This is a genomic window from Coleofasciculus sp. F4-SAH-05 (assembly GCF_040222985.1).
GTDB classification, from domain to species: Bacteria; Cyanobacteriota; Cyanobacteriia; order Cyanobacteriales; family Coleofasciculaceae; genus Coleofasciculus; species Coleofasciculus chthonoplastes.
Genome location: NZ_JAVKBY010000200.1, coordinates 1 through 25,591, shown reverse-complemented (window position 1 = coordinate 25,591; position 25,591 = coordinate 1). Strand labels below are relative to the sequence as shown.

Annotated in this window: 24 protein-coding genes and 3 pseudogenes; 18 read left to right on the top strand and 9 right to left on the bottom strand. The window is 44.3% G+C overall.

Features of this window, described 5'->3' with window-relative positions; genetic code table 11:
• The first annotated feature begins 386 nt into the window (after positions 1–386).
• The gene (locus RIG27_RS23960) at positions 387–3,686 is read left to right on the top strand and encodes a HEAT repeat domain-containing protein (protein ID WP_446349334.1); all 3,300 of its coding nucleotides are present in this window, start codon (positions 387–389) and stop codon (positions 3,684–3,686) included.
• 139 nt (positions 3,687–3,825) lie between these two features.
• Here the strand turns inward: RIG27_RS23960 and RIG27_RS23955 are convergent, their stop codons facing one another.
• Together RIG27_RS23955 and RIG27_RS23950 are read right to left on the bottom strand one after the other, a co-directional pair.
• Positions 3,826–4,353 carry a DUF4388 domain-containing protein gene (locus tag RIG27_RS23955; RefSeq protein WP_446349332.1) on the bottom strand — a complete coding sequence of 176 codons (528 nt, stop codon included), beginning with the start codon at positions 4,351–4,353 and terminating at the stop codon, positions 3,826–3,828.
• A gap of 180 nt (positions 4,354–4,533) precedes the next feature.
• Positions 4,534–4,794, bottom strand: a pseudogene (locus tag RIG27_RS23950) (ACT domain-containing protein); the annotation flags it as partial.
• Between the two features lie 109 nt (positions 4,795–4,903).
• Here RIG27_RS23950 and RIG27_RS23945 point away from each other — a divergent pair.
• The gene (locus RIG27_RS23945; RefSeq protein WP_446349330.1) at positions 4,904–5,674 is read left to right on the top strand and encodes a gamma-glutamyl-gamma-aminobutyrate hydrolase family protein; all 771 of its coding nucleotides are present in this window, start codon (positions 4,904–4,906) and stop codon (positions 5,672–5,674) included.
• Positions 5,675–5,932: 258 nt separating this feature from the next.
• Entirely contained in the window at positions 5,933–7,276 is a 1,344-nt protein-coding gene (locus tag RIG27_RS23940; protein ID WP_446341635.1) for a CmpA/NrtA family ABC transporter substrate-binding protein, read from the top strand.
• Between the two features lie 22 nt (positions 7,277–7,298).
• On the opposite strand, the gene gcvT is transcribed toward RIG27_RS23940, so the two are convergent.
• Positions 7,299–8,420, bottom strand: a complete 1,122-nt coding sequence (gene gcvT, locus RIG27_RS23935; RefSeq protein ID WP_446349340.1) for a glycine cleavage system aminomethyltransferase GcvT — start codon at positions 8,418–8,420, stop codon at positions 7,299–7,301.
• A 492-nt stretch (positions 8,421–8,912) separates the two neighbouring features.
• Here gcvT and RIG27_RS23930 point away from each other — a divergent pair, with 492 nt between their 5' ends.
• The 7 genes and pseudogenes from RIG27_RS23930 to RIG27_RS23900 form a co-directional block, all read left to right on the top strand.
• Positions 8,913–9,533, top strand: a complete 621-nt coding sequence (locus RIG27_RS23930) for an AbiTii domain-containing protein (protein ID WP_446349328.1) — start codon at positions 8,913–8,915, stop codon at positions 9,531–9,533.
• 96 nt (positions 9,534–9,629) lie between these two features.
• The gene (locus RIG27_RS23925; protein WP_446349326.1) at positions 9,630–9,893 is read left to right on the top strand and encodes a hypothetical protein; all 264 of its coding nucleotides are present in this window, start codon (positions 9,630–9,632) and stop codon (positions 9,891–9,893) included.
• 60 nt (positions 9,894–9,953) lie between these two features.
• Positions 9,954–10,169 (top strand): KTSC domain-containing protein, encoded by a 216-nt coding sequence (locus RIG27_RS23920; RefSeq protein WP_446349324.1) that lies wholly within the window; start codon positions 9,954–9,956, stop codon positions 10,167–10,169.
• A gap of 21 nt (positions 10,170–10,190) precedes the next feature.
• A pseudogene (locus RIG27_RS23915) lies at positions 10,191–10,505 on the top strand (SMODS domain-containing nucleotidyltransferase); the annotation flags it as partial.
• 108 nt (positions 10,506–10,613) lie between these two features.
• Positions 10,614–11,240, top strand: a complete 627-nt coding sequence (locus RIG27_RS23910; protein ID WP_446349322.1) for a Uma2 family endonuclease — start codon at positions 10,614–10,616, stop codon at positions 11,238–11,240.
• 325 nt (positions 11,241–11,565) lie between these two features.
• Positions 11,566–11,766, top strand: a complete 201-nt coding sequence (locus tag RIG27_RS23905) for an addiction module protein (protein ID WP_446349320.1) — start codon at positions 11,566–11,568, stop codon at positions 11,764–11,766.
• A 3-nt stretch (positions 11,767–11,769) separates the two neighbouring features.
• Positions 11,770–11,862 (top strand): annotated as a pseudogene (locus tag RIG27_RS23900) (RNA ligase family protein); the annotation flags it as partial.
• Here the strand turns inward: RIG27_RS23900 and RIG27_RS23895 are convergent.
• Together RIG27_RS23895 and RIG27_RS23890 are read right to left on the bottom strand one after the other, a co-directional pair.
• Positions 11,856–12,218, bottom strand: a complete 363-nt coding sequence (locus RIG27_RS23895) for a DUF5615 family PIN-like protein (protein ID WP_446349318.1) — start codon at positions 12,216–12,218, stop codon at positions 11,856–11,858. The pseudogene RIG27_RS23900 and the gene RIG27_RS23895 sit on opposite strands and share 7 nt — an antisense overlap.
• Positions 12,193–12,546 carry a DUF433 domain-containing protein gene (locus RIG27_RS23890; protein WP_446349316.1) on the bottom strand — a complete coding sequence of 118 codons (354 nt, stop codon included), beginning with the start codon at positions 12,544–12,546 and terminating at the stop codon, positions 12,193–12,195. Before RIG27_RS23890 ends, RIG27_RS23895 begins: the two co-directional genes overlap by 26 nt.
• 225 nt (positions 12,547–12,771) lie before the next feature.
• On the opposite strand from RIG27_RS23890, the gene RIG27_RS23885 reads away from it, so the two are divergent.
• From RIG27_RS23885 to RIG27_RS23870, 4 genes are all read left to right on the top strand, one after another.
• A complete protein-coding gene (locus RIG27_RS23885; RefSeq protein ID WP_446341617.1) occupies positions 12,772–12,930 on the top strand; it encodes a hypothetical protein in 159 nt (52 codons plus the stop codon).
• A gap of 122 nt (positions 12,931–13,052) precedes the next feature.
• Positions 13,053–14,423 (top strand): AAA family ATPase, encoded by a 1,371-nt coding sequence (locus RIG27_RS23880; protein ID WP_446349338.1) that lies wholly within the window; start codon positions 13,053–13,055, stop codon positions 14,421–14,423.
• Positions 14,410–15,051, top strand: a complete 642-nt coding sequence (locus RIG27_RS23875; RefSeq protein ID WP_446349314.1) for a TIGR02646 family protein — start codon at positions 14,410–14,412, stop codon at positions 15,049–15,051. Before RIG27_RS23880 ends, RIG27_RS23875 begins: the two co-directional genes overlap by 14 nt.
• 214 nt (positions 15,052–15,265) lie before the next feature.
• Positions 15,266–15,907, top strand: coding sequence for a type I restriction endonuclease (locus RIG27_RS23870; protein ID WP_446349312.1), 642 nt, complete (start codon positions 15,266–15,268; stop codon positions 15,905–15,907).
• 22 nt (positions 15,908–15,929) lie between these two features.
• Here the strand turns inward: RIG27_RS23870 and RIG27_RS23865 are convergent, their stop codons facing one another.
• On the bottom strand, positions 15,930–16,259 hold the full coding sequence (locus RIG27_RS23865; protein WP_446349310.1) for a hypothetical protein: 330 nt from the start codon (positions 16,257–16,259) through the stop codon (positions 15,930–15,932).
• 189 nt (positions 16,260–16,448) lie between these two features.
• Here RIG27_RS23865 and RIG27_RS23860 point away from each other — a divergent pair, with 189 nt between their 5' ends.
• Complete coding sequence (locus tag RIG27_RS23860) at positions 16,449–16,928, top strand: hypothetical protein (protein ID WP_446349308.1); 480 nt, start codon at positions 16,449–16,451, stop codon at positions 16,926–16,928.
• A gap of 176 nt (positions 16,929–17,104) precedes the next feature.
• Here RIG27_RS23860 and RIG27_RS23855 read toward each other — a convergent pair whose 3' ends face one another.
• Together RIG27_RS23855 and RIG27_RS23850 are read right to left on the bottom strand one after the other, a co-directional pair.
• Positions 17,105–18,751: an acetolactate synthase large subunit gene (locus RIG27_RS23855; protein ID WP_446349306.1), complete on the bottom strand. Its 1,647-nt coding sequence runs from the start codon at positions 18,749–18,751 to the stop codon at positions 17,105–17,107.
• Positions 18,752–18,986: 235 nt separating this feature from the next.
• Complete coding sequence (locus RIG27_RS23850; protein WP_446349336.1) at positions 18,987–20,351, bottom strand: NAD-dependent succinate-semialdehyde dehydrogenase; 1,365 nt, start codon at positions 20,349–20,351, stop codon at positions 18,987–18,989.
• Positions 20,352–20,841: 490 nt separating this feature from the next.
• Between RIG27_RS23850 and RIG27_RS23845 the strand changes: the two genes are divergently transcribed.
• The 3 genes from RIG27_RS23845 (at position 20,842) to RIG27_RS23835 (ending at position 23,983) form a co-directional block, all read left to right on the top strand.
• Complete coding sequence (locus RIG27_RS23845; RefSeq protein WP_446349304.1) at positions 20,842–23,217, top strand: GAF domain-containing protein; 2,376 nt, start codon at positions 20,842–20,844, stop codon at positions 23,215–23,217.
• A 291-nt stretch (positions 23,218–23,508) separates the two neighbouring features.
• Positions 23,509–23,709 (top strand): hypothetical protein, encoded by a 201-nt coding sequence (locus tag RIG27_RS23840; protein ID WP_446341599.1) that lies wholly within the window; start codon positions 23,509–23,511, stop codon positions 23,707–23,709.
• Between the two features lie 73 nt (positions 23,710–23,782).
• Positions 23,783–23,983 (top strand): hypothetical protein, encoded by a 201-nt coding sequence (locus tag RIG27_RS23835; RefSeq protein ID WP_446341597.1) that lies wholly within the window; start codon positions 23,783–23,785, stop codon positions 23,981–23,983.
• A 250-nt stretch (positions 23,984–24,233) separates the two neighbouring features.
• On the opposite strand, the gene RIG27_RS23830 is transcribed toward RIG27_RS23835, so the two are convergent.
• Positions 24,234–25,358: a geranylgeranyl reductase family protein gene (locus RIG27_RS23830; RefSeq protein WP_446349302.1), complete on the bottom strand. Its 1,125-nt coding sequence runs from the start codon at positions 25,356–25,358 to the stop codon at positions 24,234–24,236.
• Positions 25,359–25,591 lie beyond the last annotated feature (233 nt).

Here is a 25,591-nt window from a genome sequence, read left to right as displayed (position 1 = left end):
GAGCCAATAATATTGCACTTGTGGGGCTGTCTATAAACCAGCCTGGAGGCACGGGGTTATCGTGCAAGCTAAGCCGAACTATTAAGTATGTTCAGCGTTCGACTGAGCGCTCACGCCGAAGTCTTAGCTTGTTCGATGACTTTAGGGCTACTAAAAACCCAGACCTCAGCTCTTAGCAGGTCTGGGTAGTTTATCCTATCGATTTTACAGGCTATCTGCGATCGATTTGCGATCTCTATGAACAGTGGTGGAAGCTTGACAAACTGACGGATACGATATATAAGCAACAGGATGCATCAGGAAACCCGCGATCGCCCTTTCAGTTTAATTTAACGGTACAGCGCCTCAAACCGCCGCCACAGGAAGGAAACGAAACACCAGAGACGTTGCCCATTTTAACCGGATTACGTCAATATTCGGCAAACCATGTCCTGTTAGTTGGGCAGCCCGGTTCAGGGAAATCGACGGCATTAATTCAGTTTTTGGTAGAACAAGCCAAACAAGCCCTTTCTCACCCCCAGAATCCGATTCCTGTATTGGTGCAATTACGACAGTTTAAACCATCAGAAACTCATCATTCAGGGGTATTATATCTGATTCAAGATTTCTTAGAAATCCACGAGTTGCTACTTGAAATTTCGGATATCAAAAATCTGCTACGTAATCGGCGATTATTTCTGCTGTTCGATGGGTTAAATGAGTTACCTAGCAACTCATGCCGACGATATTTAAAAGCATTTCGCCAGAAATATCCGCATCTACCCATGATTTTTACCACACGAAATTTGGGCGAAGGCGGGGACTTAGATATTCGCACTCACTTAGAAATCGAACCCCTGAATCCGTTACAAATAAAACAATTTATTCACTATTCTATGATAGGGCAAAATAAACAAACTTTACAACAGTTATCCAATCACTGGCGAGAATTGGGTCAGACGCCGTTTGTAATGGAAATGCTGTCTTTCCTCGTTCAGAAAACAGGGCATATTCCCTCTAGCCTAGCCGAAACATTGCGTCAGTTTACGCAGTTATATGAACGTGGATATAAAGAAGATGTACCTGTTTCCGATGAGTCTCGACGCTGGTGGTCTAAATTACTGGAAAAGCTAGCATTTGAAATGATGCAGGGAGAAAAGCTGACCGATTTTCGGTTAAGTATTTCTCGTCGAGATATTGAGATAATTTTTATTAAATTTTTACAAGAAAAGGTAAAGTATCCAGATGATTTGGCAATCCGTTGCTTAGAGGACTTACTCAAACATCATTTAATTGTTCGTAGTCAGCGCTTTAGCGCTTCTGGCACTGAAGTACCTACTACGAACCTTGTTAGTAGTGAGCGCTTTAGCGCTTCTGGCACTAAAGTGCCTACTACGAACGTAGAATTTTCTCATCAACTGATTCAAGAATACTATGCGGCTGAGTATCTGCTATCGTGGCAAAAGATTCTCGAACTCAATGATAATCAATTAAAACAAGACTATTTAAATTATTTGAAATGGACAGAACCGTTGGCGTTAATGTTGGCATTAGTGGACAATAAAACGCAGGCGGTGCGGGTGGTTGAATTAGCGCTACAGGTAGATTTGCGGTTAGGTGCAAGATTCGCGGGGGCGGTTAAACCCGAATTTAAAAAAGAGACTGTGGATTTAGTGGCTAAATTAACTGTTCCGGAATCCGTGAAAACAAATTTATTCGGGATAACCCGATCAGAATGGGCAATTGAAGCGCTAATTCCTAGCTTATCGAGTGAAGAGTATTATATCCAGTGGAGTGCCGTTAATGGGTTGGGTAAAATTGGCTCAGAAACGGCGATTGATTCACTGGAACCAGCGTTAACTGCTCAAGATAAAGGAATTCGTTGGACTGTAGTCAATGTTTTGGGAAGAATTGGTACAGAGAAAGCGATTGCCCAATTGCGTAAACTAGCTTTCGATGAAGAGGTTAGTCGGTATTGCGTAGAAGTCTTGGCAAATATTGGCACAGAATCGGCAATTGAACTATTGGGTGATGTTTTGTTCAGTCAGAATAGATCGATGCATTGGTGTGCCGCTGAAGCTTTGGCAAATATTGGCACAGAATCTGCTATTAAATTACTCCAAGAAGCCTTGTTTTATGGTGAGCATGATTTGAGTAATAATGCCGCAAATGCACTAGGCAAAAATGATGATTTAATGGCAATTGAGGTACTGACACAAGCATTAGAACATGAACAAGAATTAGTTCACAGTCATGCCGCTTTTGTCTTAATACAAAAGTCGAATGAAGCAGTTATTCCAGCACTATGTAAGATTTTAGCCAAATTTGATGATTCGATCGCGTACCAAGCCGTTAATAGCTTATCAAGTATAGGTACTGAAGCCACAATTCCTGGATTACATCAAGCGTTGTTCCATCCAAACTACCAAATTCGTAGGCGGGCGCTTAAAGGATTATTGGATATTGGTACAGCCGCAACGATTCCAGCTCTGAGTGATGCCTTGCGCGATCGCTATTTAGAACGAGAGAGCCGGATTACTGAGGTATTAAAAGAGATTGGCACATCAGACGCGATCGCGGTATTAAAACAGGCTTTATTTAGTGATAATTATCATACCCATGAATATGCGGCTGAGGCGTTAGGAAGTATTTGTTCTGAAGAAACGATTAAGATTCTGATCCAAGCTTTATCTCATCCCAAGCATTCTGTACGCTGTTCTGTTGTTAAGGTATTGGGAAATATTGGCTGTAAATCCGCTATTCCAGAATTAATCAAAGCCTTACAAGATAAAGAGAGTTCCGTTCGGCACAGTGCGGCTAAAGCCTTAGAAACTATTGCTGATTCAGAAGCTGTTCCCGCGTTAATTCAGGCGTTACACGATGAAGATTATCCTGTTCGTTGTCGTGCGGTTGAGGCGTTAGGAACCATTGGCGCACCGGAAGCTGTTTCTGCTTTAGTTGATGTTTGGCAGGATCAATCTGCTTGTGTACATAAAATTGTGGCTGAAGCGTTAGGTAAAATCGGCACGACAGAGGCAATTAAGGCGTTACGGCAAGCCTTATTGAATGACAATGAATTTATTCGTTGGGATGCGGCTAAGGTATTACAAGAAATCGGCGGATCGGAACTATTGCCTGATTTGTTTCAAATGCTAGCAAAAACAACCTGCGATCGCACGCCCGATATACTTGATGTAATATACGCTATTCAAGACCGTTATCAATTTTATAACCAATCTGTAGCTGAATCTTCACCATCGCTTCCGGATCAGTCTGGCGAGCCCTTGATAAATAGTCTAAAAACAATCATTCAAATCCTCAAAACTATGTCAAACAACCCTACCAATAATTTCCAAGGTGCTACTTTTAACGGCATCAACGGGAGTGTTACTGGAGATATCGTCGGCGATAATATTGGCAGTCAAAACAACTACCCCGCCGAACAAAGACAAACACTTACTGAAGCCGCCGCCGAGATTCAGCAATTATTAGCACAACTGAAAAACTCTAACCCAACCTTAACTGAATCTGAAAGACAAAGTGTTGTTATCGAAGCCATTAACCAAGAAATAAAAAGCAATCCAACCTTTAAGCAGCGACTACAAAGTGCGTTAAAAGCAGGTGGTATTGAGGCATTAAAGTCACTATTTCCTGCCGTCAATATTCCCATTGAAACCATTAAAGGCTGGATGGAGGCTGAATCCTGATCCGTTTACCCGTCTACTCTAAAAAGGCAGCACTCTACCTTATTTCTACCTCAACTTGACATGATATTAAGCCATTACACAATACTCTCACCGAGAACAGAACGTTTTGCTGAACTGGCTCTGGATAGGTAACTTTTAATCATAAGCCATCGCTATGATTTTTTTTTTGTGGCTGTCTTGAGACATCATTCTGTGTAGATTCTGTCCAATATAAATTAGGACAAAGTAGATAATCCAATGGCAATTTTAATCCGGTTAACTCCATATTTGGAATTGTTGCACATTGGTCGAAGCTGAAACCAATTTTCGCCTCATGATCAATTATATGTAACTCTCGGATTACCTGAACCTCAAACAACATTCTTAATGTTTTTACCGACAAAAAACCATTTTCATGCAGAAAAATTCCTAATGGCAAAGAATTATTGTATGCACTTTTTATGACTCGTTTAAGAGTTGTTTCTTTAACTAAAGAAACTTCTAGAATTAGAGAGTACAATCCTAATCCATCAGTGCGGTGACTTGCCGCGACTAAACACCCTTTATTTAGCCAAAAAAAATGATTGGTTTTGTATACCAACATTAGTAAGCCTGTTTTATGGCTGATCTGTAAATATTTAATGATTTCATCCAAAAAAAAATCCGTTAAATCGCCATTAATACTCATTGAATTAAACCGATAAAGACTTAGAAAAACTCATTAATTGATACCAGTATACTGTCTTAAAAAAAATAATTGAGTAATAATCAGTGATTACTGTTTCAATCAATTACCGTTCATATTAATTTATCTCAATTTATTTGCCATTAGACTTTAGGAATAGAGAACATCTGCCAAAGTGAATAAATGAAGCTGCCATTTTGCCTCTAGGGGTTGGACAATTGCCGCAAATGCTGGGTCAATCAACCGTGGTAGGTTAAAATTGTCTAATTGCCACTCAATGCGGGTGAGAAATAGCCCGGTGTCAAAGTCAGTGTGCTGGTCTGCATGAATGATATTGCCGCCGTTAGCATAAATCAAATTGGCAAACTTGGCAACTAATCCCGGTTGATCAGGACAGGAGATTAGCAGCGTAGCCGTTTGGGGTTGATGCTCTCCCTTGCTCATTTTTTTCCCTTGATCTGAAATTCATCGCTGAGAATGCAGTAATTCTATCAATTTATTCAGTAAAAATTGTATAGGCTAAACCAGAAAACCCTTATCGACGCTTTCCTTGATGAATCTAAAGCCGATGACACCGCCAATCATTGGAATTACCACCTATAACTACAAGCCAACGGGAAACTTTTATTCCCCGGCGGGTTATACTCAGGCAGTCCAGTCTGCTGGAGGGATACCCATTTTGCTTCCGCCTGTTCAATCTGATCCCACCGTTTTGCTGAACCAGGTGGATGGGTTAATTTTTACAGGTGGGGGTGATATCGATCCAGATTTCTACAACGGTTCCCCTCATCCGACAATTTATGGTACTGATCCGGAACGAGATCAGGCTGAATTGGCACTCGCGAAACTAGCATTGGCAAAACAAAAACCTGTTTTGGGGATTTGTCGCGGCTTAGAAGTGCTGATGGTAGCAAGTGGGGGAGATTTAGTCCCCCATCTGCCAGAGGAATTTGGGGAAGATATCCTGCATCGAGAGGAAATGCTGAAACCGAGTCAGCATACGGTGCGGATTTATCCCGATAGCCGACTGTCTCTAATCCTGGGAAAGGAGGAACTTACCGTTGTCTCTTGGCACCATCAAGCCGTGCGTACCCTACCTCGCGGTTGGCAGATTGTCGCTAAAGCTGCTGATGGCTTAATTGAAGCATTAGAACACAAACAGCATCCTTTTGCGATCGCGCTGCAATGGCATCCGGAACTCTCCCTCCCAGATTCCAGACATTTTGCCATTTTCCAAGCATTGATTCAAGCCGCAAGCTTTGATCAAGACGAATTAAACCCCAATAGTTTTCATTTGCAGACGACAGGCTGGGGATGTGGATAAGCTGTTCGGCATTTAAACCTTAACGTCAATAATTGCTCTCATCCTTGTAGTGCGTTAAGCGAAGCCATGCCGCAGGCTTTGCATCTTGCTCGCTACTAATACCCAATTTAAATGCATGACAGCTTAGGGTAGATTTGTCTTATGTCTTATGTCTTATGTCTTATGTCTTATGTCAAAACACTGATTTCACGGATTTGTCCCCCGAACGCGGTAGATTCAATGTCAGATCTATAATTTATTGGGTGAGGATAAAAGAACATGAAGCGCCGCCATTTTCTCAAATACACCAGTCTGGCAAGCACAGGATTAGCCTTTGCCGCTTGTAACTCGGGGAATCTATCCACCTCCCAAAAGAATAACTCTGCTGAGTCGCTATCCGTCTCAAATTCTGACTTTGGCAAACTCGAAAAAACGTACCTCAACCTCGGCATTATCCCGATTACCGAAAGTGCGCCCCTAGTTATCGCTCAAGAACTAGGCTTTTTTGCTCGCTATGGACTAAACGTTAGCCTGAGTAAGCAAGAGAATTGGAATCAAATTCAGGATGGCTTACTCGACTACCAGTTAGATGCAGCTCAAGCCTTGTATGGAATGCCAATGATGGCACAATTAGGAGCAGAAGCCGCCCCCATGGTTGCCCTGATGGTACTCAATCTTCATGGCAGCAGCATTACCTTATCTCCCAAAGCCTGGGATGCTGGAATTCGACCAGCGATTGAATATTTCACCTTTCAGGAGTTTGCCGATTCCTATCGCCAATATGTTCGCAAATTCCAGGAACCGCCTATCTTTGCTACTGAGTCAAATGCTTCGATGGATTATTACATTAGCCGTTATTGGCTAGCCGCCATGGGAATTAATCCCGAAAGTGAGGTTGAATTTATGGAGATTGCCCCCTCACAAATGATTTATAAAATCCAAGCGGGAGTTATGGATGCTTACGGCAGCAGTGAACCGTGGAACCAACAGACGGTTTTGCAGGGAAATGGATTTACCGCTAATGTCTCGCGGAATATTTGGACGGGTCATCCGGGAAATGTACTAGCCACAATGCAAGCCTGGGTAGACGAACATCCCGCAACCGCTAGAGCTTTAGTGGCGGCGATTCTAGAAGCCTGTCAGTTTTGCGAGCAAGCCAAAAATCGCCGCGAAGTTGCCCAAATTCTTGCCCAAAGCAGGTATCTGGATACGGATCAGGAATATATAGAACCTGCTTTATTGGGTAACTATGATTATGGTGGTTTTGATAACCAGGAACGGCTGGAGACGATTCCTGATTTTTATCGGTTTTATGGTCAAAATAGCGATGATCCAGAGAAGCCGCATCCAATTAACTATCCCTGGCGTTCTCATGGGATTTGGTTGCTCACTCAGATGATTCGCTGGGGTCAAATTGAGCAACAAGATTATCCCAAAGATGCTGATCAAATATTAGAGGAAATTTACCCGTTAGACATTTATACAGAGGTAGCTGAGGCATTGAAAATTGAGCTGCCGAGTGATCCGATGAAAGTGGAACCCGCCACCGTTTTTATTGATCAACGCCAATTTGATCCGAGTGATCCGATTGCTTATCTCAATAATTTTGAGATTCAGGCATAATAGTTCAAGGATACTACTGGGTTTAAAAACGTTTTTTGGCGCGATAAAAGGGTTTTTTCACAACAACGGCGGGATAAGTCTTACCGCGAATTTCTACTTCTAACTGTTGACCTATTTTGGCTAGAGATGTGGGACAATAGGCAAGCGCGATCGCTTTCCCTAGTGTGGGTGAATAGGTACCACTCGTCACCTCTCCCACAACCTTGCCATCAGATAGCACCGAATATCCATGACGGGCGATATGTCGTCCCTGCATTTCAATCCCGACTAACCGACGTTCCACACCCTTGGCTTTTTGGGCGTCTAAGACAGAACGTCCGATAAAATCGCCTTTACCATCCAAATGCACTAGCCAACTTAAACCGGCTTCTAGGGGAGTCGTCGTATCATCAATATCTTGTCCATAAAGTGCCAACCCTGCTTCTAGTCGCAACGTATCCCTCGCCCCCAAGCCGCAGGGAGTCACCCCAGCCTGGAACAGACGCCGCCACAGTTCTACCCCAATCTCCGGTTTAACCATCACCTCAAACCCATCTTCGCCAGTGTACCCTGTCCTGGCGATAAATCCGGGTTGATCTAGAATCGTTGCATTCAGATGTCCAAAGGATTTCAGTGCGGTTAAGTCTTCCTGGACAAACGGCTGTAAATAAGTCTCAGCTTGGGGTCCTTGTAAAGCAATTAAGACGTTTTCCTGAGAAAGATCGAGTAACTTTACCCCCATGTTGTCCAATTGGGCTAACAACCATTCTTTATCCTTCTGACAAGTCGCCGCATTAACAATCATCATCGCCTGCGGTGCGCCTGTTTCATCCTCCCCTTGGTGGTAAACAATCACATCATCAATGATTCCCCCTTGAGGATTCAGTAACACCGTGTATTGGGCTTGACCGGGTTGTAATCGACTCAAATCTGAGGGGACTAATCGCTGTAACGCTTGCCATAGCTGCTTCCCGGTAAAGGCAAATTTACCCATGTGGGAGATATCGAACATACCGGCATTGGTGCGTACTGCTTCGTGTTCTTGTCCGATACTGCTGTATTGGACAGGCATTTCCCAACCGGAAAAGCCGGTGAAGCGGGCATTTTGTTCAACCGCGAGGTCAAATAGGGGAGTTCTTGCCAGAGAAGGTTTTGACTTAGCCACAGATAGTCTTGAGTCACAATGTTTTTCATATTCTACCGAGTTGCTTGACTTAACCTCTGATCCGGTAAATTGCGATCGCGCTGCAATGGCATCCGGAACTCTCCCCTTCCGACTCAAGGCATTCGTCGATTTTCCAGGCGTTTATTCAAGCCGCAAGCCCAACTGAAGCGAACCCGAATGGCTTTCATTTACAGACGACAGGTTGGGGGTGTGGATAGGGTTGATTTTTGGGTATTCCGTACTTAGTGTGCTACAAAAGAAAACAGCTAAATGCCCCCGATGTGGTCAGGCAGTACACAGAGTATGGTGCTGCTTGAACAATGCCCATGCGCCCAGTGTGCGATCGCCCGATCTTATAGGTCAGGTTGCGGGATGAAACCCAACACTCATCACTGCTTCTCCACCTCAAACAAGAGTGCGATCGCCGTGCCAGTTGCGTAAGTCCGGGTTAAAATAAAAATGCAGCTTTTGAAGCAAGGTTAACAAAGCTTTATGGGTTCATTAGTTTTAGAACTACAAAGAGATGCGCTTAATCCAGAAATTTCTGTCTTAGTTCTGCTCAGAAAAGCTTTATTTGTTGCAAGGAAAGTCAATATTCAAGAGTTTCAGCAATGGGTGGAAAAAGAACTTAATGGCTATCCTGAGAAATCAGATATCCCTCAATATCGCTTCATGTTTGGAGAGTTAAAGGCACATAATCCTTATCATGGATGGATACCAGTCAGAGTTCCTTCTCAAATTCACGATTCTATATCTAAACGACCTATACATCAGCCAATCAGTGAAATAGAAACACTGGTTAAGAATAAAAACGCCTCTTTAATTACCATGCCACCAAAATTGGAAGAACTTTTAAGAGAGTATGATTACATTCCATTTGAAATAAAAATACATATTGATATATCACAAGCAAAAGGTGTATTAGAAGCTGTACGGGATGTCGTTCTTAACTGGTCATTGAAATTAGAGGAATATGGAATTTTAGGCGAAGAGATGTCTTTCTCCCAGGAAGAAAAACAGATTGCTGCCAAGCATGATTACAGTAGTTTGCTCCAAATCTATATAGGACAGTCACAAATGCAAAATTCTTCATCAGAAAGTCAATCAAGCTAAGAATCCTTCAGCAATGACCTTCGCGGAGCAAACGTTGCTAATTTTGCAAACCAAGTTTCTGACAATGCGCGGCAGCAAGCAAATCAGCATATCCATTTGTCTGAGTCGCGGAGGACTCTTGCTGAAGCAGCCGAGGAAATTCAGCAACTCTTGAAGCAGTTGGAGCAGGCGAACCCAACTGCAACTGAGTCAGAAAAAGTTGCTTATATTAATGATGAAACTACTCCAAGTTTTAAGCGTCGTGTCGCAGGTGCGCTCCAGGCAAGCGGTGAAACAGCAATCGACGAGTTCATCTTAGAAAACAAATATCTCAAAGTTGTTAAGTCGGCTATCAAGGGTTGGCTACAACCAGGTGGTTAGTGTTATACAGTACATCTGACGTTGAATACATAATTAGACAGACATGTACACGAGAGGGCTATGAATAGAATATCGGTGACGTCATCAAATCTTGCATCTATTGGATACGAACCAACTACTCAAACATTAGAGGTTGAATTTATTAATGGTAGTATCTACCAATACTCAGGTGTTCCGCTATCAGTCTATTCTGGTTTAATATCAGCTAGCTCACACGGTTCGTATCTAGATCAGTACGTTAAGAAAGCAGGGTATTCTTACCGGAGAGTCGGTTGAATTTTCCAAGCTAAAAGAACTATGTCGGTTAATTCCCACCTAACAAGTCTAGCAAGTACTCTCGTCTTATCTGAAGCAGAAAATTAGAGTATTACCACTTCTATTAATACGCTTTCATCCAGGCTGACTTTATACTTCGGCAGCACAGTAACAAGCCATTTTCAATTTGGTTCTAGTACTCGTGGCACAATTCTTCCGCGCAAAGCAGATAGCCATTCTGACATAGATGATATGGTCGTATTCAATACGTCTGATGGTCAGAAGAAACCACAAACTTATCTTGATCGTCTTAGGCGTTTTGTAGAAGCAAGATACTCTACGTCAGAAATTTGCCAGCCTTTTCTTCAGTTGTAGAAAAGTCATCCAGGATTTGTTTTTGATTCGTCGTATATGTCACATACTCGATTTGGTAGACTTGAGGCATTAATTGGACTCAGTTGACCTATGACCATTGCAGTCGAGCAAGCAATTCAACAGAAGCCACTTAGCTTTGACGAGTTTCTCGCTCGTTATGGTAGCGATAACCGCTACGAACTGATCGACACAGAGGTGTTCGATTTGGAACCAACAGGTTTACATGAAGAAGTTGCAGCCTTCATTAGCGCAAAAATCTGTGTCCAGATTGACGCAATAGGCTTACCTTGGTTTGTCTTCCAGCGGGGACTATTGCGCCCTTCTAACGTTAGTATGACAGCATTTAGACCTGACGTTGCAGTTGTTGATCGAGATGAACTCGTCAAAGAACCGCTTTGGTCTGAGCAATCAATCCTAACGCTAGGCAGTTCGATTAAATTTGTGGTAGAAGTAGTTAGTAGCAACTGGCAAAATGATTATGCCCGTAAGGTTGAAGACTACGCAGTTTTGGGCATTTCCGAATATTGGATAGCAGACTATGCAGGATTAGGTGGTACTCGACATATTGGAAAGCCTAAACAACCCACTCTCTCTGTCTGTAGGTTAGTGGATGGGGAGTATGAAATTCAGCAGTTTCGGGGCAATCAGACTATTGTCTCTCCAACCTTCCCAGGTTTAAAACTAACGGCTGAACAGGTGTTGAAGGCTAGCAGGTAATATCAAATCCGGTTAAACAACCTCACTAAAAATGGCTGAAACCGAGTCTTATAAGAAGTTGCAGTCTAATGTAGAATTTGTCATGCTGAGCGAAGGAACAGTAGCGAAGCATCTGTCCAGATTCTTCGCTTCGCTCAGAATGACATAATAGAACGCAACTCGGTATTAAACCTGGGAGATAACGTCAATAGAGGCGATCAAGTTTGTTTAGCTGCGGTAGATTCAGCAGGCTTAATAGCAGAGGAGGAAGCAATATCGTTATCGGTGATAAACTTGAAGCAAGACACCAATTGCGATGGTCAGTATGAACACAGAGTTAACTCAAATGTTTGAGTTAACCCTCTCGGAAAAACTACAACTGCTGGAAGATTTATGGGACAGCATTGCCCAAATTCCAGAGCAAATTCCTGTGCTTGATTGGCAAAAAGAAGAGCTAGCCAAGAGAAAGGCTTCCTATTTGCAGAATCCTGGCTCAGGTAGTTCATGGGAAGCAGCCAAGGAGCGAATTCGCAACGGACATATTTAAGAGCGAGAAAAACATTTTAACTTGTTCAAACAATGGGCGTACAGTCATACTGGAACGTTTTGGCAGGTGCTGGGCGATCGCTATATCCTCTATGGCAGAGGTAAATAAATAATCCGATCCTGATACTCATCGTCTTCGGAAGCAAGAGCAGCTAAAATTAATTCTTCGAGATTTCCACCAATGCCTAGATCGGGATTGAGAATAAAAATACCAGGTATGTGGCGATTTTGAGCAAGATGATCGGCTAAATGTACAGGCATAGAAGCACGATTATTAGTTACCAAAACAAACCCATTGACTTCACACCAGCATAAAATTTCAGGATCTGGCGTGCTTTTGGGAGGATTACCAGGCTCTCCTACCATAAGAACAACTAATTCAGGATATTGCCGTAAAAGTTGAGTTTGATAAACTCGATCGACGTTCTCATCTAAAAGATACTTCAGTGCCACTTGCTTTCCTCATTGCTTCTCTTTCTGCTCTCAGTTTCCGCAGTTTTTCCGAAACAGGTGGAGGATTGTGTTTTTGTTCCTCTCGCATCCTGCGACCATGCTCAATCCAATTAGCGAGGTAGGTACTGACTGCTTCTTTGTTGTGCAGATAGTATAGAATCGTAGCGTAGACTTGTTCTAAATCTAGGGTTCGATAACTCTGGGCAATTTCCTCTGGGGTGCGACACCGATGGATGAAATCGTATAAAACAGTTTCAATCCCTATTCTTGTGCCTTTTATCCGAATGTCATCAGGACTGAGGAAATCAAAATAATCTTCTAATTGCATTTTTCCAGGCTTATAGATTCATAGGGGATAATACTAGGATAGCGTTGGCGATGCCGAAGGCGGTTCGCGTAGCGACCATCGCTCGACTCATAAAACTGCGATCTCAGGGCAAACAACTATCTAACTACCGCCATACCATATAGCAATTTCATCTTTCAACTCTATCGCCCAAGGCTCAACAGATAGTTGTTTTTTATGAAAATTCAGACATCACAGTTATAGCTTATGCCGTTTTCCACTGCTCTCAAGACCCGAAGAAATGGCGTAGTCGGTTGTTGTAGGAGCGATCGCCCGATTTTGTCGGTCAGGTTGCAGGATGAAACCCAACACTCATCACTGCTTCTCCACCTCAAACAAGAGTGCGATCGCCCAATCGAATCATGAGACTGGGATGAAACTGGCTAGGTGCAACTGTATTGAGACCATAATAGGGATAAGTGCCTTCAAGTGCCGTTTGAGGTACTCTTATCAATATGGAAAACCTCAGAGGTTTGAACGTTACCGCTATGGAAATCCAACGGGTTATCTTAAATAACATTGGGCTATTTGAAAACCTGGAAATTCCTTTAGCACCCACTGAGCAAAATCCCAGCAACATCACCGTCTTTGTTGGTAATAACGGGGCTGGTAAAACCTCTGTGTTGAAAGCCTTAGCTATGTCCCTGAGTTGGTTTACTGCTCGTTTACGTACAGAAAAAGGTAGTGGTAACCCTATCCCCGAAGATGACATACTCAACACCGCCAACGCCGCCAGTATTGAAATAGACATTTGTGATTCTTCTGGGGCATCAGACAATCCTAATCAAAACGCGATCGAGCATCACTTCAAGTGGACTTTAGCAAAAAATAGAAGAGGACGTAAAGCCCAGTACACTAGCAATCTCAACGACTGCACTCGCTTAGCCAATCGTTACCGTGATGCTCTTACCTGCGACGACAAAACCAGCCTTCCCCTACTTGTGTTTTATCCTGTCGAGCGCGTCGTACTTGATATTCCACTAAAAATTAGGACTAAGCATACCTTCTTACAACTAGATGGTTACGATAACTCTTTAAGTCAGGGGGTTGACTTTCGCCGCTTTTTTGAGTGGTTTCGGGAACGGGAAGATACCGAAAATGAATCAGGAATGCCTGAAGATTTTCTGAACCAACTCAAACCACTATTGGAAACCAATCCCGACGCATGGCAACGGTTAAACGAACTCAATGCCTCAGCAAAAGATCGGCAATTAACCGCAGTTCGCACCGCCATTCGCCAATTTATGCCCCAGATGGACAATCTTAGAGTCCGTCGTAAACCCCGTCTCCACATGGCGATTGATAAAAACGGTGAAACCCTGAATGTAGCCCAACTTTCACAAGGCGAAAAATCTCTCATGGCTCTGGTTGGTGATATTGCTCGCCGTCTAGCCATGCTGAACCCTGCTCTGGAGAATCCTCTCGCAGGTGACGGTATCGTTTTGATTGATGAAGTCGATTTGCACCTGCATCCCTCTTGGCAACGCAGCCTGTGCGATCGCCTGATGGAAACTTTCCCAAATTGTCAGTTTGTGCTGACTACCCATTCACCTCTGGTGATCAGCGACTGTAAAAATGTTTTAGTTTACACCTTAACCAATGGTGAATTGCGACAATTGCCTTCTCAGTATGGGCAAGATGCTAATACTGTCTTATTAGATGTCATGGACACCAGCATCCGTAATCAGAAAATCGATGCTGAATTGAACGATCTGCTGGATGCTATACAAGATTCAAAGCTAACCGAGGCTCAACAACTACTTGCCAAATTAACTGAGGAACTACCCGCAAATCATCTGGAATTGATCAAAGCTAAACTACTGCTCCGTAAACAAGAATTGCGTCATGCGAACCATTAGTAAAGGGACTGAACCCTCCAGTTTGACAGATTGGAAACGAGCAAACCATCATGGACGCTACAACCAGTTAACTGAAGACATTCGCCGCACTATTCGAGAACATGCCCTAGCAGAACAATTCTATCTTTGCGCCTATTGCTGTCAGCGAATCCAAGATATTGAGGCTTGCCACAATGAGCATATAGAAGCTCGAAAATTGAATCCTAGACGCACACTTGACTTTTCAAATATTGTCGCCAGTTGTAATACCTCTAATCAATGCGGTGATGCCCATAAATCACAACCCCTACCCCTAACTCCCCTGATGACGGAATGTGAAACAGAACTTCGCTTTAAAATTAGTGGTCGGGTAGAAGGGTTAAGCGAGCGGGCAATCGTCACGATTCAAGTCTTAAACCTGGGAGATCACGAAAAAAATAACCGTGCCTTGATCGAAAAACGCAAGCAATTGTCTAATGCATTATTATGGACAAACGGCATAGACCCCGATGAAGGCTTAGAGGATGAAGAACTGTTAGAGATGTTAATCAGTGACCTATCACAACCCCAACAGGGTCAGATGGAACCTTTTACTCCAGTGGTAATTAATATCTTGCGAAGTTGGCTTCAATCAGGACTTACGCAATAACACCATATATAGCGCACTAATAATTTGGCGATCGCCACATGTACAATGGCGATGACAACGGCATAGAAATTCGCTGCTGGTAATACATTCTTATCGTTTGACTGATTTACCTGGCGATCGCTATTATGGGTATTCAAGCGGATATGAGTCTCCCTTTCTACATAGAACTCAGGTGTGTAACAATTATGGAGACCGCCATTAGGGTTAGGATATTATGTCCACAATAGCCATTACAGATGCAATTACAACCCTAGCAGAAGCCGAGAGGCGATTTTACCTTAACCGCACGGAAGAGGAGGATTTTTTCCTGGAGTGGCGTACTAATTTACCCGCTCTAAGCGAGGTGGAAAAGGTGGGGGTAAACGAACTGAGGCGGCGGTATCTCTATCAACGTTCTGAGAATCATTTACTAGAGGGAACAGTAATGTTGCTGTTGGTTTCACCTCTGTTAGCGCTAGGAGGTTTTTATGATCCGCCGTTTAAGATTCGGGCGGAGGAATCGATACAAATTATCCTTGATGATGGGGAGGAGGTTTTACAAGGACGAATTGATGTGTTAGTGCTTCAGAATCAGTTGTGGGTAGTCATTCTTGAATCGAAGAAGACAGCACTTTCAGTTTGGTCAGCACTACCGCAAACTCTTGCTTATTTGATGGGGAATCCGCAGCCGGAGCAACCCAGTTTTGGGATGATGACGAATGGAGATGATATTTTGTTTGTGAAACTAGCACAAACGGAAAATCGGCAATATAGCGTTTCGAGAGTGTTTGCCCCGTTTATCTCTGTTCAAGAACTCTATACTGTTTTGCAAATATTGAAGGGAATCAGTTCCCAGATTGACCATAGAGCGCTATAGCGATTGCCATTAAATTTAGGACTCACCTTTGCCTCCATAAGTGGTGTCCTTGCGTAAGTCCTGAATAATAAACTTTATTCCCTACCCAATAACTGCTCAATTGTCCAATCCTTAACCTCAGAATAGATATAACAATCTGAAACCCATTCTCAAGAATTTGACTCATCACTGATTGAATATGATTCGGTTGACAGGCGTCAGCGTCTCTATTGCGAGAACGCCATAACTCCCACATCCGCTGCTTGGACACCCCTGGACTACTATGAATTAAATGATTGCGCTGAATCGCCCAATAATCTAAACGCTTTAAATTTTGCAGCCTCAAGCACATCCGCCGTTGAGGAAGAAGCAATATCGTTAACTGAACCCTCCAGTTTGACAGTTTGGAAACGAGCAAACACTCACGGACGCTACAACCAGTTAACTGAAGAGATTCGCCGAACTATTAGGCAATATGCTCTATCAGAACAATTCTACCTTTGTGCCTATTGCTGCCAGCGCACCACCAGCCCGTTAAATATTGATCAGGAGTAATCGGATTATGTCTACCCGAAAAGAAGGATTGCATTGGCTTTTCAATAAAAAATGTGGTTTCAAAGAGATTCCGGGGCTTCCTGCCTTCGATAGCTATCTGAAAGCGATACTGATTTGTGCGAATGGCGATAATGAGTTAACCCAGGCGGAAAGAGATTGGGTTATTGGTCACGGATCAGCCTTTAACGCCCCTGATCAAGTGATTGAGGAACTCAAAACTTACCAGGCGGATGAAGACATTGATGCGGTTATTTCTCGAGACACCGCAGCAAATGCTTGTCGCCGCTATCTTGTCTATGACGCGATCGAGGCTTGTTCGGCGGATGGTGAATACAGTAACGGAGAGCGAGAAACCGTTACCAAAATGGCAGCTAAACTTGGTGTTGATGCAGAAATCGTGAAGCAGATTGAAGAGATTTATACTCAAGAGGCTAAACTCCGGGAAAAGCGATTATCACTGCTATTCCCGACAGGTACTCCCCTCTAGATAGTACCCTCCTTTATCCGCCTCTTTCTTAAACTACCTGACAGCCTTATTAAACATTATTGGTAAAGGTACTATAGCACTACGAGGATACCTGTAGGGGTACGGCATTGCCGTGCCCCTACGATAGGTGGCGTTTGTGCGTCAATCAAGACTTCAGAAAACGCCAATTGTATGACCTACATCTTACAACTCAAATCCCCAGATTTTTGACTAAAGCGGAGATTTTCGCCATAGTCTACGGGGCAATCAATGACCGTCGGCACATCTTGGCTTAAGGCTTCTTTCAGCGTGGGAATAAACTCCGCCACTGAATTCACCCGATAGCCTTTTAACCCCATACTTTCAGCAAACTTGACAAAATCGGGATTGCCAAATTTGATAAATGCCGAGTCGCCAAATTGATTGTGTTGTTTCCACTCAATCAACCCATAGCCACCATCATTAAAAATCAAGGTGACAAAATTTGTGCCGACTCGCAGGGCTGTTTCCAATTCCTGGCAATTCATCATGAAACCGCCATCACCCGTCACCGCGACGACATGGCGATCAGGATGCACTAACTTAGCCCCGATCGCGCCCGGCATAGCAATCCCCATGGCAGCAAACCCATTGGAGATAATACAAGTGTTGGGGCGATCGCAGTGGTAGTGGCGTGCCATCCACATTTTGTGGGCACCGACATCGGAGATAACAATATCTTCAGGTCCCATCACCTGACGTAAGTCATAGATGAGTTTTTGCGGCTTAATCGGAAACCCCTCATCATTGGCATACTGTTCATAATCCGCCCGAATATCGGAACGTAATTCCACCGCATGGGGCGTCGCCTTACCTTCCCGATCCGCTTGTTTCATAATTTCATTCAGCGAATCGGAAATATCCCCAACCACTTCCACCAACGGAATATAACTGCTATCAATTTCCGCATGGGCAGCACCAATGTGAATAATTGGAATTTTGCCCTCTGGATTCCATTTCTTCGGCGAATATTCGATCAGATCGTAACCCACCGCAATCACTAAGTCCGTTTGATCAAAGGCACAGCTAACGTGATCACGCTGTTGTAATCCCATTGTCCATAGCGCTAGCGGATGGGTATAGGGAATCACCCCTTTGCCCATAAACGTATTGATCACCGGAATATTCATCCGGGTGGCAAATTCCGTCAAGGCTTCTGCCGCATGGGCGCGAATTGCCCCATTCCCGACTAAAATTAAGGGATTTTTTGCCTTGGAGATGGCAACGGCGGCTTTGCCGATACTCCGGAATGAGGCATAGGTTTTCTCCCGTTCATCTTTCGTCAGGGGTTCACCCGTAACGGGCATGGCGGCAATATTTTCCGGCAGATCAATATGAACCGCCCCTGGTTTATCGCTTTGCGCCAGTTTGAAGGCTTTACGGACAATTTCCGAGGTATTACTCGGACGGACAATTTGTGTGTTCCACTTGGTTACGGGGGCGAACATTGCCACCAAATCCAAGTATTGGTGGGATTCGATATGCATGCGATCGGTTCCCACTTGTCCCGTAATCGCCACCAAAGGGGCGCCATCTAGATTAGCGTCAGCTACCCCAGTCATCAAATTGGTTGCCCCAGGTCCTAAGGTGGAAAGGCAGACGCCCGCCTTTCCGGTTAAACGTCCATACAAATCCGCCATAAAGGCTGCCCCTTGTTCATGGCGGGTGGTGATGAATTGAATGGAGGAGTTCTTGAGTGCTTCTAGCACATGCAAGTTTTCTTCCCCCGGCAATCCAAACACGTATTCGACGCCTTCATTTTCTAGGCATCTGACTAGCATGTCGGCTGTATTCATTTCGCCCATCTCAATTTTCCCCTTAATTTTCTTTGGTTATCGTTTGATGGTTGGCGCGATGTCCTATTTCGTCGCAATTCATGCCTGCTGAAATTCAAGCAGGACAAGTTAGAGGGGGCTACAGCTAGGACTGGCTGTTAGCTATCCCCGGTAAAAATTCAAAGCTAAGGCTCAAAATCCTATTGTTAAAATTCGGTTTTTTTAACAATAGCCTCTACTGTACTCTCCCGTCCATAGTTCTTAACTATTTCAACCAAACGGTTTTGATGTTGACAAATTCGTGAATTCCTTGTACTCCTAATTCTCGTCCATAGCCGGAGCGCTTAATCCCGCCAAAAGGTAGACGGGGATCGGATTTAACTAACCCGTTGATAAAGACAGCCCCAGCTTCAATTTCGTCAATGAGCCGTTGGGCTTGGGTTTCGTCCGTTGTCCACGCACTCGCCCCTAAACCAAACGGTATCGCATTGGCTTTAGCAATTGCCGCGTTAATGTCAGGAATTCTAAACAATAACGCCACGGGGCCAAAAAATTCTTCGTTGTCGGCGGGGGTTCCTGGGGGGAAGTCCGCCAAGATGGTGGGGGGGTAAAAATGACCGGGACGATCTAAGGGTTTCCCCCCAATCAGAACTTTGGCTCCCTGTGCTATACAATCTTGTACCAGTTGATCTAATTCTTGGAGGATGCTTGGTGTTGCCAAGGGTCCGATATTGGTGGTTTCCTCCATTGGATCACCCACATTCAAGGCTTTAAATTTTTCAACCAAACGTTTTTCAAACTCATCCGCGATCGCATCGGCTAAAATGAAGCGTTTAGCAGCGATGCAGGATTGACCATTATTCAGCATCCGGGCGGTAACGGCGGTGGTAACGGCGGCGTCTAAGTCGGCGCTTTCCAGGACAATAAATGGATCACTTCCACCGAGTTCTAGCACGGTTTTCTTCAGGTGTTTCCCGGCGGTAGCGGCTAACGACGCGCCTGCGGGTTCACTTCCGGTTAGGGTAGCGGCTTTAATCCGGGAGTCACTAACAATGGCTTCAACTTGACTCGCCCCGATTAATAAGGTTTGGAATGCCCCTTCCGGAAACCCCGCTTCCTTTATAATGTCCTCAATCGCCAAAGCGCATTGCGGCACATTCGAGGCGTGTTTCAGGATACCGACATTCCCCGCCATTAATGTGGGTGCAGCAAACCGAAACACTTGCCAGAACGGGAAATTCCACGGCATTACCGCTAGAATAATACCTAAGGGCTGATAGCGGACAAAACTCTGGCTGGCATCGGTGGCAATATGATGATCTGCCAAAAACGTCGCCGCATTTTCAGCGTAGTAACGGCAAACCAAGGCACATTTTTGCACCTCCGCGATCGCACTTTTGATCGGTTTGCCCATTTCCAAGGTCATCAGCTTACCAAACTTGACCTTATCCCGTTCTAGAATCTCCGCCGCCGCATTCAGCCAGTTCGCCCGTTGTGCCATTGGCGTTTTTCGGTACGACTCAAACACCTGTTGTCCCAGGGTGAGTTTGGCTTCTATCGACTCATGATCTAGTGGCTCAAAGGTTTTGAGCGTTTTTCCCGTTGCTGGGTTAATTGTGGCGATCCCCATAGCCTTCCTCTTCGACTCCATTACTTGAGATGGAGTTAGCAGTTTCATTCTCAAGTCTACTGCGATGCTGTCTGGTAAAAGACAATACATTTACATTGCTTTACATTTTAGCATGGAGTGAGTATGACTCATGGCTGCATCGGGATTTATTCTGGGCTGGCACGTTGTTGACGGAAAATATTAAGGGGTTGAAGGGGGCTGATTTTTGCCCAAAAACCGTAGGGGCGCACCGACGTGCATCCGTGTCAACTGATTTAATCGTAATATCTATTCCATTTTGGTAGGTTACGGCGGATATCAAATTTAATGGTTATTTCCTTAATTGAATACCGCCTAACCCACGATGGCGGCTCTGCACTTGCTTTATGATTGGTGGGTTACGGCGGATATCAAATTTAATGTTTATTTCCTTAATTAAATACCGCCTAACCCACCCTACGGTGGGGTTTGGTTGGGGCTTCTATTAATCGTGACTCATGACAAGTGGTTTATGAGAAAAAATTTGCAAAATCTTAAGACTATATTTCGCTTCACTTGTCAAGTCTTAAAATCTGTGATCAAATGGAAAGATGGCTTATGGTTTCATTGCCCTTTTACCCTGATGTGGCATAAAAACCGACACTCCATTCCCGACAATTCCCCGGAGGTTAACCCGCCTGCGATGTCTAACTCTAATTCCCATTCTCAACCCGTAACGGATGAATCAACATTTAGCGATCGCACGACGATGACAAATCAGGCGAATTCGGGAAATCATGATTGGTTGGCGCGTTTCCAGCACCATAGTAAACTGTTGATGGCGTGGGTTGAGCCGGGTAACTTCGCCCTGTATTATGCCAATAATGCCTTTTGCCGCTTAATCGGGATTAATGCTCCCACGGGTAACTTACAAAACCAGGGTATTGACCTATTTGATTTATTTATAAACGTTGATGCTAAAACCCTCGAACAGTTATATCGGCGTCATTTACTGGCACTAATATTACGAGATGTATATAAAATTAATCATATTAACTGGCGCTTTTTAGATGAACCTGTTATTGCTACCCTTGATAGTCCCTACGGTTGTGAACCTCATTGTGTACAATTTTGGCTGCGATCGGAACATTTAAACGTTGAACGGATTAATCCAGAAATTAACGAATTTTCAGATATCGATTTATCCCAACAATCGATTCAGCAAATCATCTTTAATCCTATCTGGGAACAACGTTTAAATCTGGAGAATTATCGGGTTAGGGGTCAGCTTTTGTGGGAAGGATTAGATGTTACCCACCAAGAAAAAATTCGACAACTGATTAGCTTGCTGATCGAACGCGACTCCCTCTTGCGTTCCGAGAAGTTTCGCCTATTTGAGCAAAAAATGCGATCGCTGTTTCGCGCTGATCAGATTCTGCTGTTGCGGGTGAAGCGCCAAGAGGTGAAACTGTTTACCAGCGAAAATGATCAACTGATTCAAACCCAAGTCTATACCTGGGATTCTCTGCAAGGTTCCCATTTCCAGGAAGCCGCCCAAGCGAATCAGGTTTGGATTGTCGCCAATTTAGAGAGTCATTGTCAAACGGAGTTTGAGCAGGCGTTGTTCAACCAGGGTACTCGTTCCCTGTTACTTATTCCCCTCACGGTTACAGCGGCTGAAGCCGAAACCCCCAGCCAAAACTTAATGGGAATGATAGGATTAACCAGTGATCAGGCGGATCATTTCGATTCCTTGGATATCAACCATGCTTGCGCCTTAATCCCCGCCTTAACCGCCGCCCTGCGTCAAGCGGCTCAAAGTCAATTTAATCATATCCATCCCGCCGTAGAATGGCGGTTTCTGGAAGAAGCGGAACGCCGCAGTTGGGGACTTTCTCCAGAACCCATTGTGTTTACCGATGTCCATCCGATGTACGGGATTTCCGATATCCGGGGTTCGTCGAGTGAACGGAATCGATCTATCCAAGCCGATTTACTCAGCCAGTTCAATTTGGCAATGGCGGTGGTGGATGCGGCGAACCAATACCAACACTTGCCTTTGTTGCAACAACTGCGCCTGGATTTGTCCGCCTATATTAAACAGTTGGAAAAAGGAGTGATGGCGGAGGCTGAGGTGACGGCGATTCAATATCTCAGGGATCATCTGGAAATTTATTTTGATTATTGCCAAGACTGTGGCGACGCGGCGGTGCAAGCGGTGAGAGCCTACAAACAAGCCTGCGCCAATCCTCATGGCTGTGTTTATACCGCCCGCGATCGCTATGATCGAATGATCTATGAGATTAACGAACAACTGCGGCAAACTTGGGAACGGTGGCAAATCCGGATGCAGCAGATTATTCCCCACTATTGTGATCACGAACTCACTGATGGGATTGATCACATGATCTATGCGGGGGCTTCGATTAACTCGCAGTTTACTGTATTCCATCTCCACTGTCTGCGCTACGAACAGCTACGGGCTATCTGTGACTGTGCGAGGACTTGTTTTCAAATGCGCGATCGCTTTGACAATCCGTTACAAGTCACTCATCTAGTCTTAGTGCAGGAAACCACGGTTGATATTTTCCACGACGAACAAACGGAAAAAATTTTCGATTTACGCAGTAGTACCCGTGATACCCGCTACGAAATCGTCAAAAAACGGATTGATAAAGCCCTCGACGCTACCACCCAAACTCGCATTACCCAACCGGGGATGCTGACGATTGTCTATTCCACTCAAGCCGAGTGGACGGAATATCAACAATATTTACGCTACCTAGCCCGTGAAGGTTGGGTAGATACCCATATCGAATCCAGCACGGTGGAAAGACTGCAAGGAATCACAGGACTCAAATTTGCCCGTGTCCACATCCTGCCTGAATTTGAGCCTGCACAGGTGTAGGGGCGGTTTTGACAAACATTTTGCCACTGTCTTGAAACTTAACTAAACCCGCCTTTCTAGGGCAGCAGGGGTAAAATTTTCCTCATCTCTGCACCCTTTGCTGTGATCTAGCTTAACTTGCCTTAGTGATCAGACAACTTGTCTGTCTAACGGGATTATGTTTCAAAACCATAACATTAAGATTTGCAAATAAAGCTATTCTGTAGTGATTGTTACAGAAAATTCCTGTTATAGTTATTTTGTAAGTAAAAATTCAGTCAAATATCACTAAAGCAATCAGAGGATACACAAATGTCTACTCAAGAACAAGCTAGAGCCTTAATGATGCGTCACCATCACGCTGTCAAGAACAGGCAACAATCCATGCTCAATCGAGCAGCTAACGAAGTCGGTTTAGATGTTGATAACATCAGCCACTGGGATTCTATTCAAGGCAAACCCAATTCTGGTTTCCGCACCAGCTATGATCGCAGTCGTGCTTCCCTAAGCTAAACAATGTTTTAAAGTTCTAAGAGATAAGGAAAAATTCAGTCAAATCTCACTAAAGCAATCGGAGGATCAACAAATGTCTACTCAAGAACAAGCCAGAGCCTTAATGATGCGTCATCACCACGCCGTCAAGAACAGACAACAATCCATGCTCAATCGAGCAGCTAACGAAGTCGGTTTAGATGTTGATAACATCAGCCACTGGGATTCTATTCAAGGCAAACCCAATTCTAGTTTCCGGACTACCTATGATCGCAGTCGTGCTTCTCTAAGCTAACGCTTCACTTCCTAAGATATGCAGCCTCTCAAGATAGAGATTTGCATAACTTAGCCGGACTTTTCTCATAAAACTCTTTCGAGGCTAAACAATCTCACGGTCAAGTGATCCGTGAGATTTTTAATGCTGGTGGGCAATGCCCACCCTACGGTATATTTCCACAAATGACGTAGCTTGCTTCTTTTCGGGAGCGAGTATGACAAATGATAAAGGAAGAATGACAAATGATAAAGAAAGAATGACAAACACCCTACCGTGAGAAGAATCCGCCACTCAAACGTTTAATTGCCAAACTTGCTACCTCTGAATACTTCAATTCCCCGCATAAAATCTGGAGCATGATCAGAGTCGCTGAAGGTCGCTTCACGCCTACCTTATAGCCAATTTTTGGAAAGCCATAGAAAGCACCAGCTAAACGTTTCGCCCAAATCATCTCGTTACCCCATTCATCCTGAATGACTTGGGTATACTGGGTTAAAGCGTTAGTTTTACCGCCTAAAGCCGCATCAATTGCCTCTGCCGCTTTGACGCCACTAAAGATAGAGGGACGAATCCCTTCAGCCGTAAACGGATCAGCTAAACAAGCAGTATCACCCACTAAGAGCGCGTTTTGCCCGTGTAACTTTTGGTTCCCATCCCACAGACACATTGGATGACTGTGAACTTGGCAGAGTTTCGGATCAATCCCAAGTTGCTGAATATACTTCGTGCCTATCTTTTGTAAATCCTGCTTGTCATTTCCCTTAAACGTCCCCACACTAACCGAATAGCCCTCGGCTTTGGGAAAATTCCAGATGTAGCCATTTTTCACTTGCCCAAAGTCAAAATGGATGGTGGGGTCACTGCTTGTTGGAGCGGGATTTGGGGCTTCTAGCGTCACCGCCATCCGCTGAGGACGATCTTTAAAGCCTAACCATTTTGCCATGGAACCATTAGCACCATCTGCCGCGATCAGATAACGGGCTGCCATCGGTTCATTGGTTGTGTTAACCTGCCAGCGATCGCCTTTAAATTCAATACCCGTGACAGTGGTTTGGTCTTGCAGTTGAGCGCCTTGCTCTTTTGCCTGTTCAATCAAAAACTGGTCGAAAACATCTCGCTGTACCATCCAGACGGATTTTTGTTTTTTGAGATTGATCTCCACCGGATCATCCATTTGCCAGGTGTAGCGAACTCGGCTTACATTTAGGGCGATCGCAGGTGTCAGATCAAAATCAAACCACTGTTGCACGCTTGGAGACACACCACCACTACAGGGCTTGTATCGGGGTAAAGAATCTTTCTCTAGAATCAGTACCGAACGCCCCCGCTTGGCGAGGTGGTAGGCGGTAGTTGCTCCAGCAGGACCTGCCCCAACAATAATGCAGTCAAACATTAGGTTTTAAGGATTGAGAAACTCATGAGTGCGGTTAGGAGGTATTACTGTAATAGTTTAAGTTTAAACCCCTGACATAGTTTACCAAGAAACTGGGGTCATTCGTCATTCGTCATTCGTCATTCGTCATTCGTCATTCGTCATTCGTCATTCGTCATTCGTCATTCGTCATTCGTCATTCGTCATTCGTCATTCGTCATTCGTCATTCGTCATTCGTCATTCGTCATTCGTC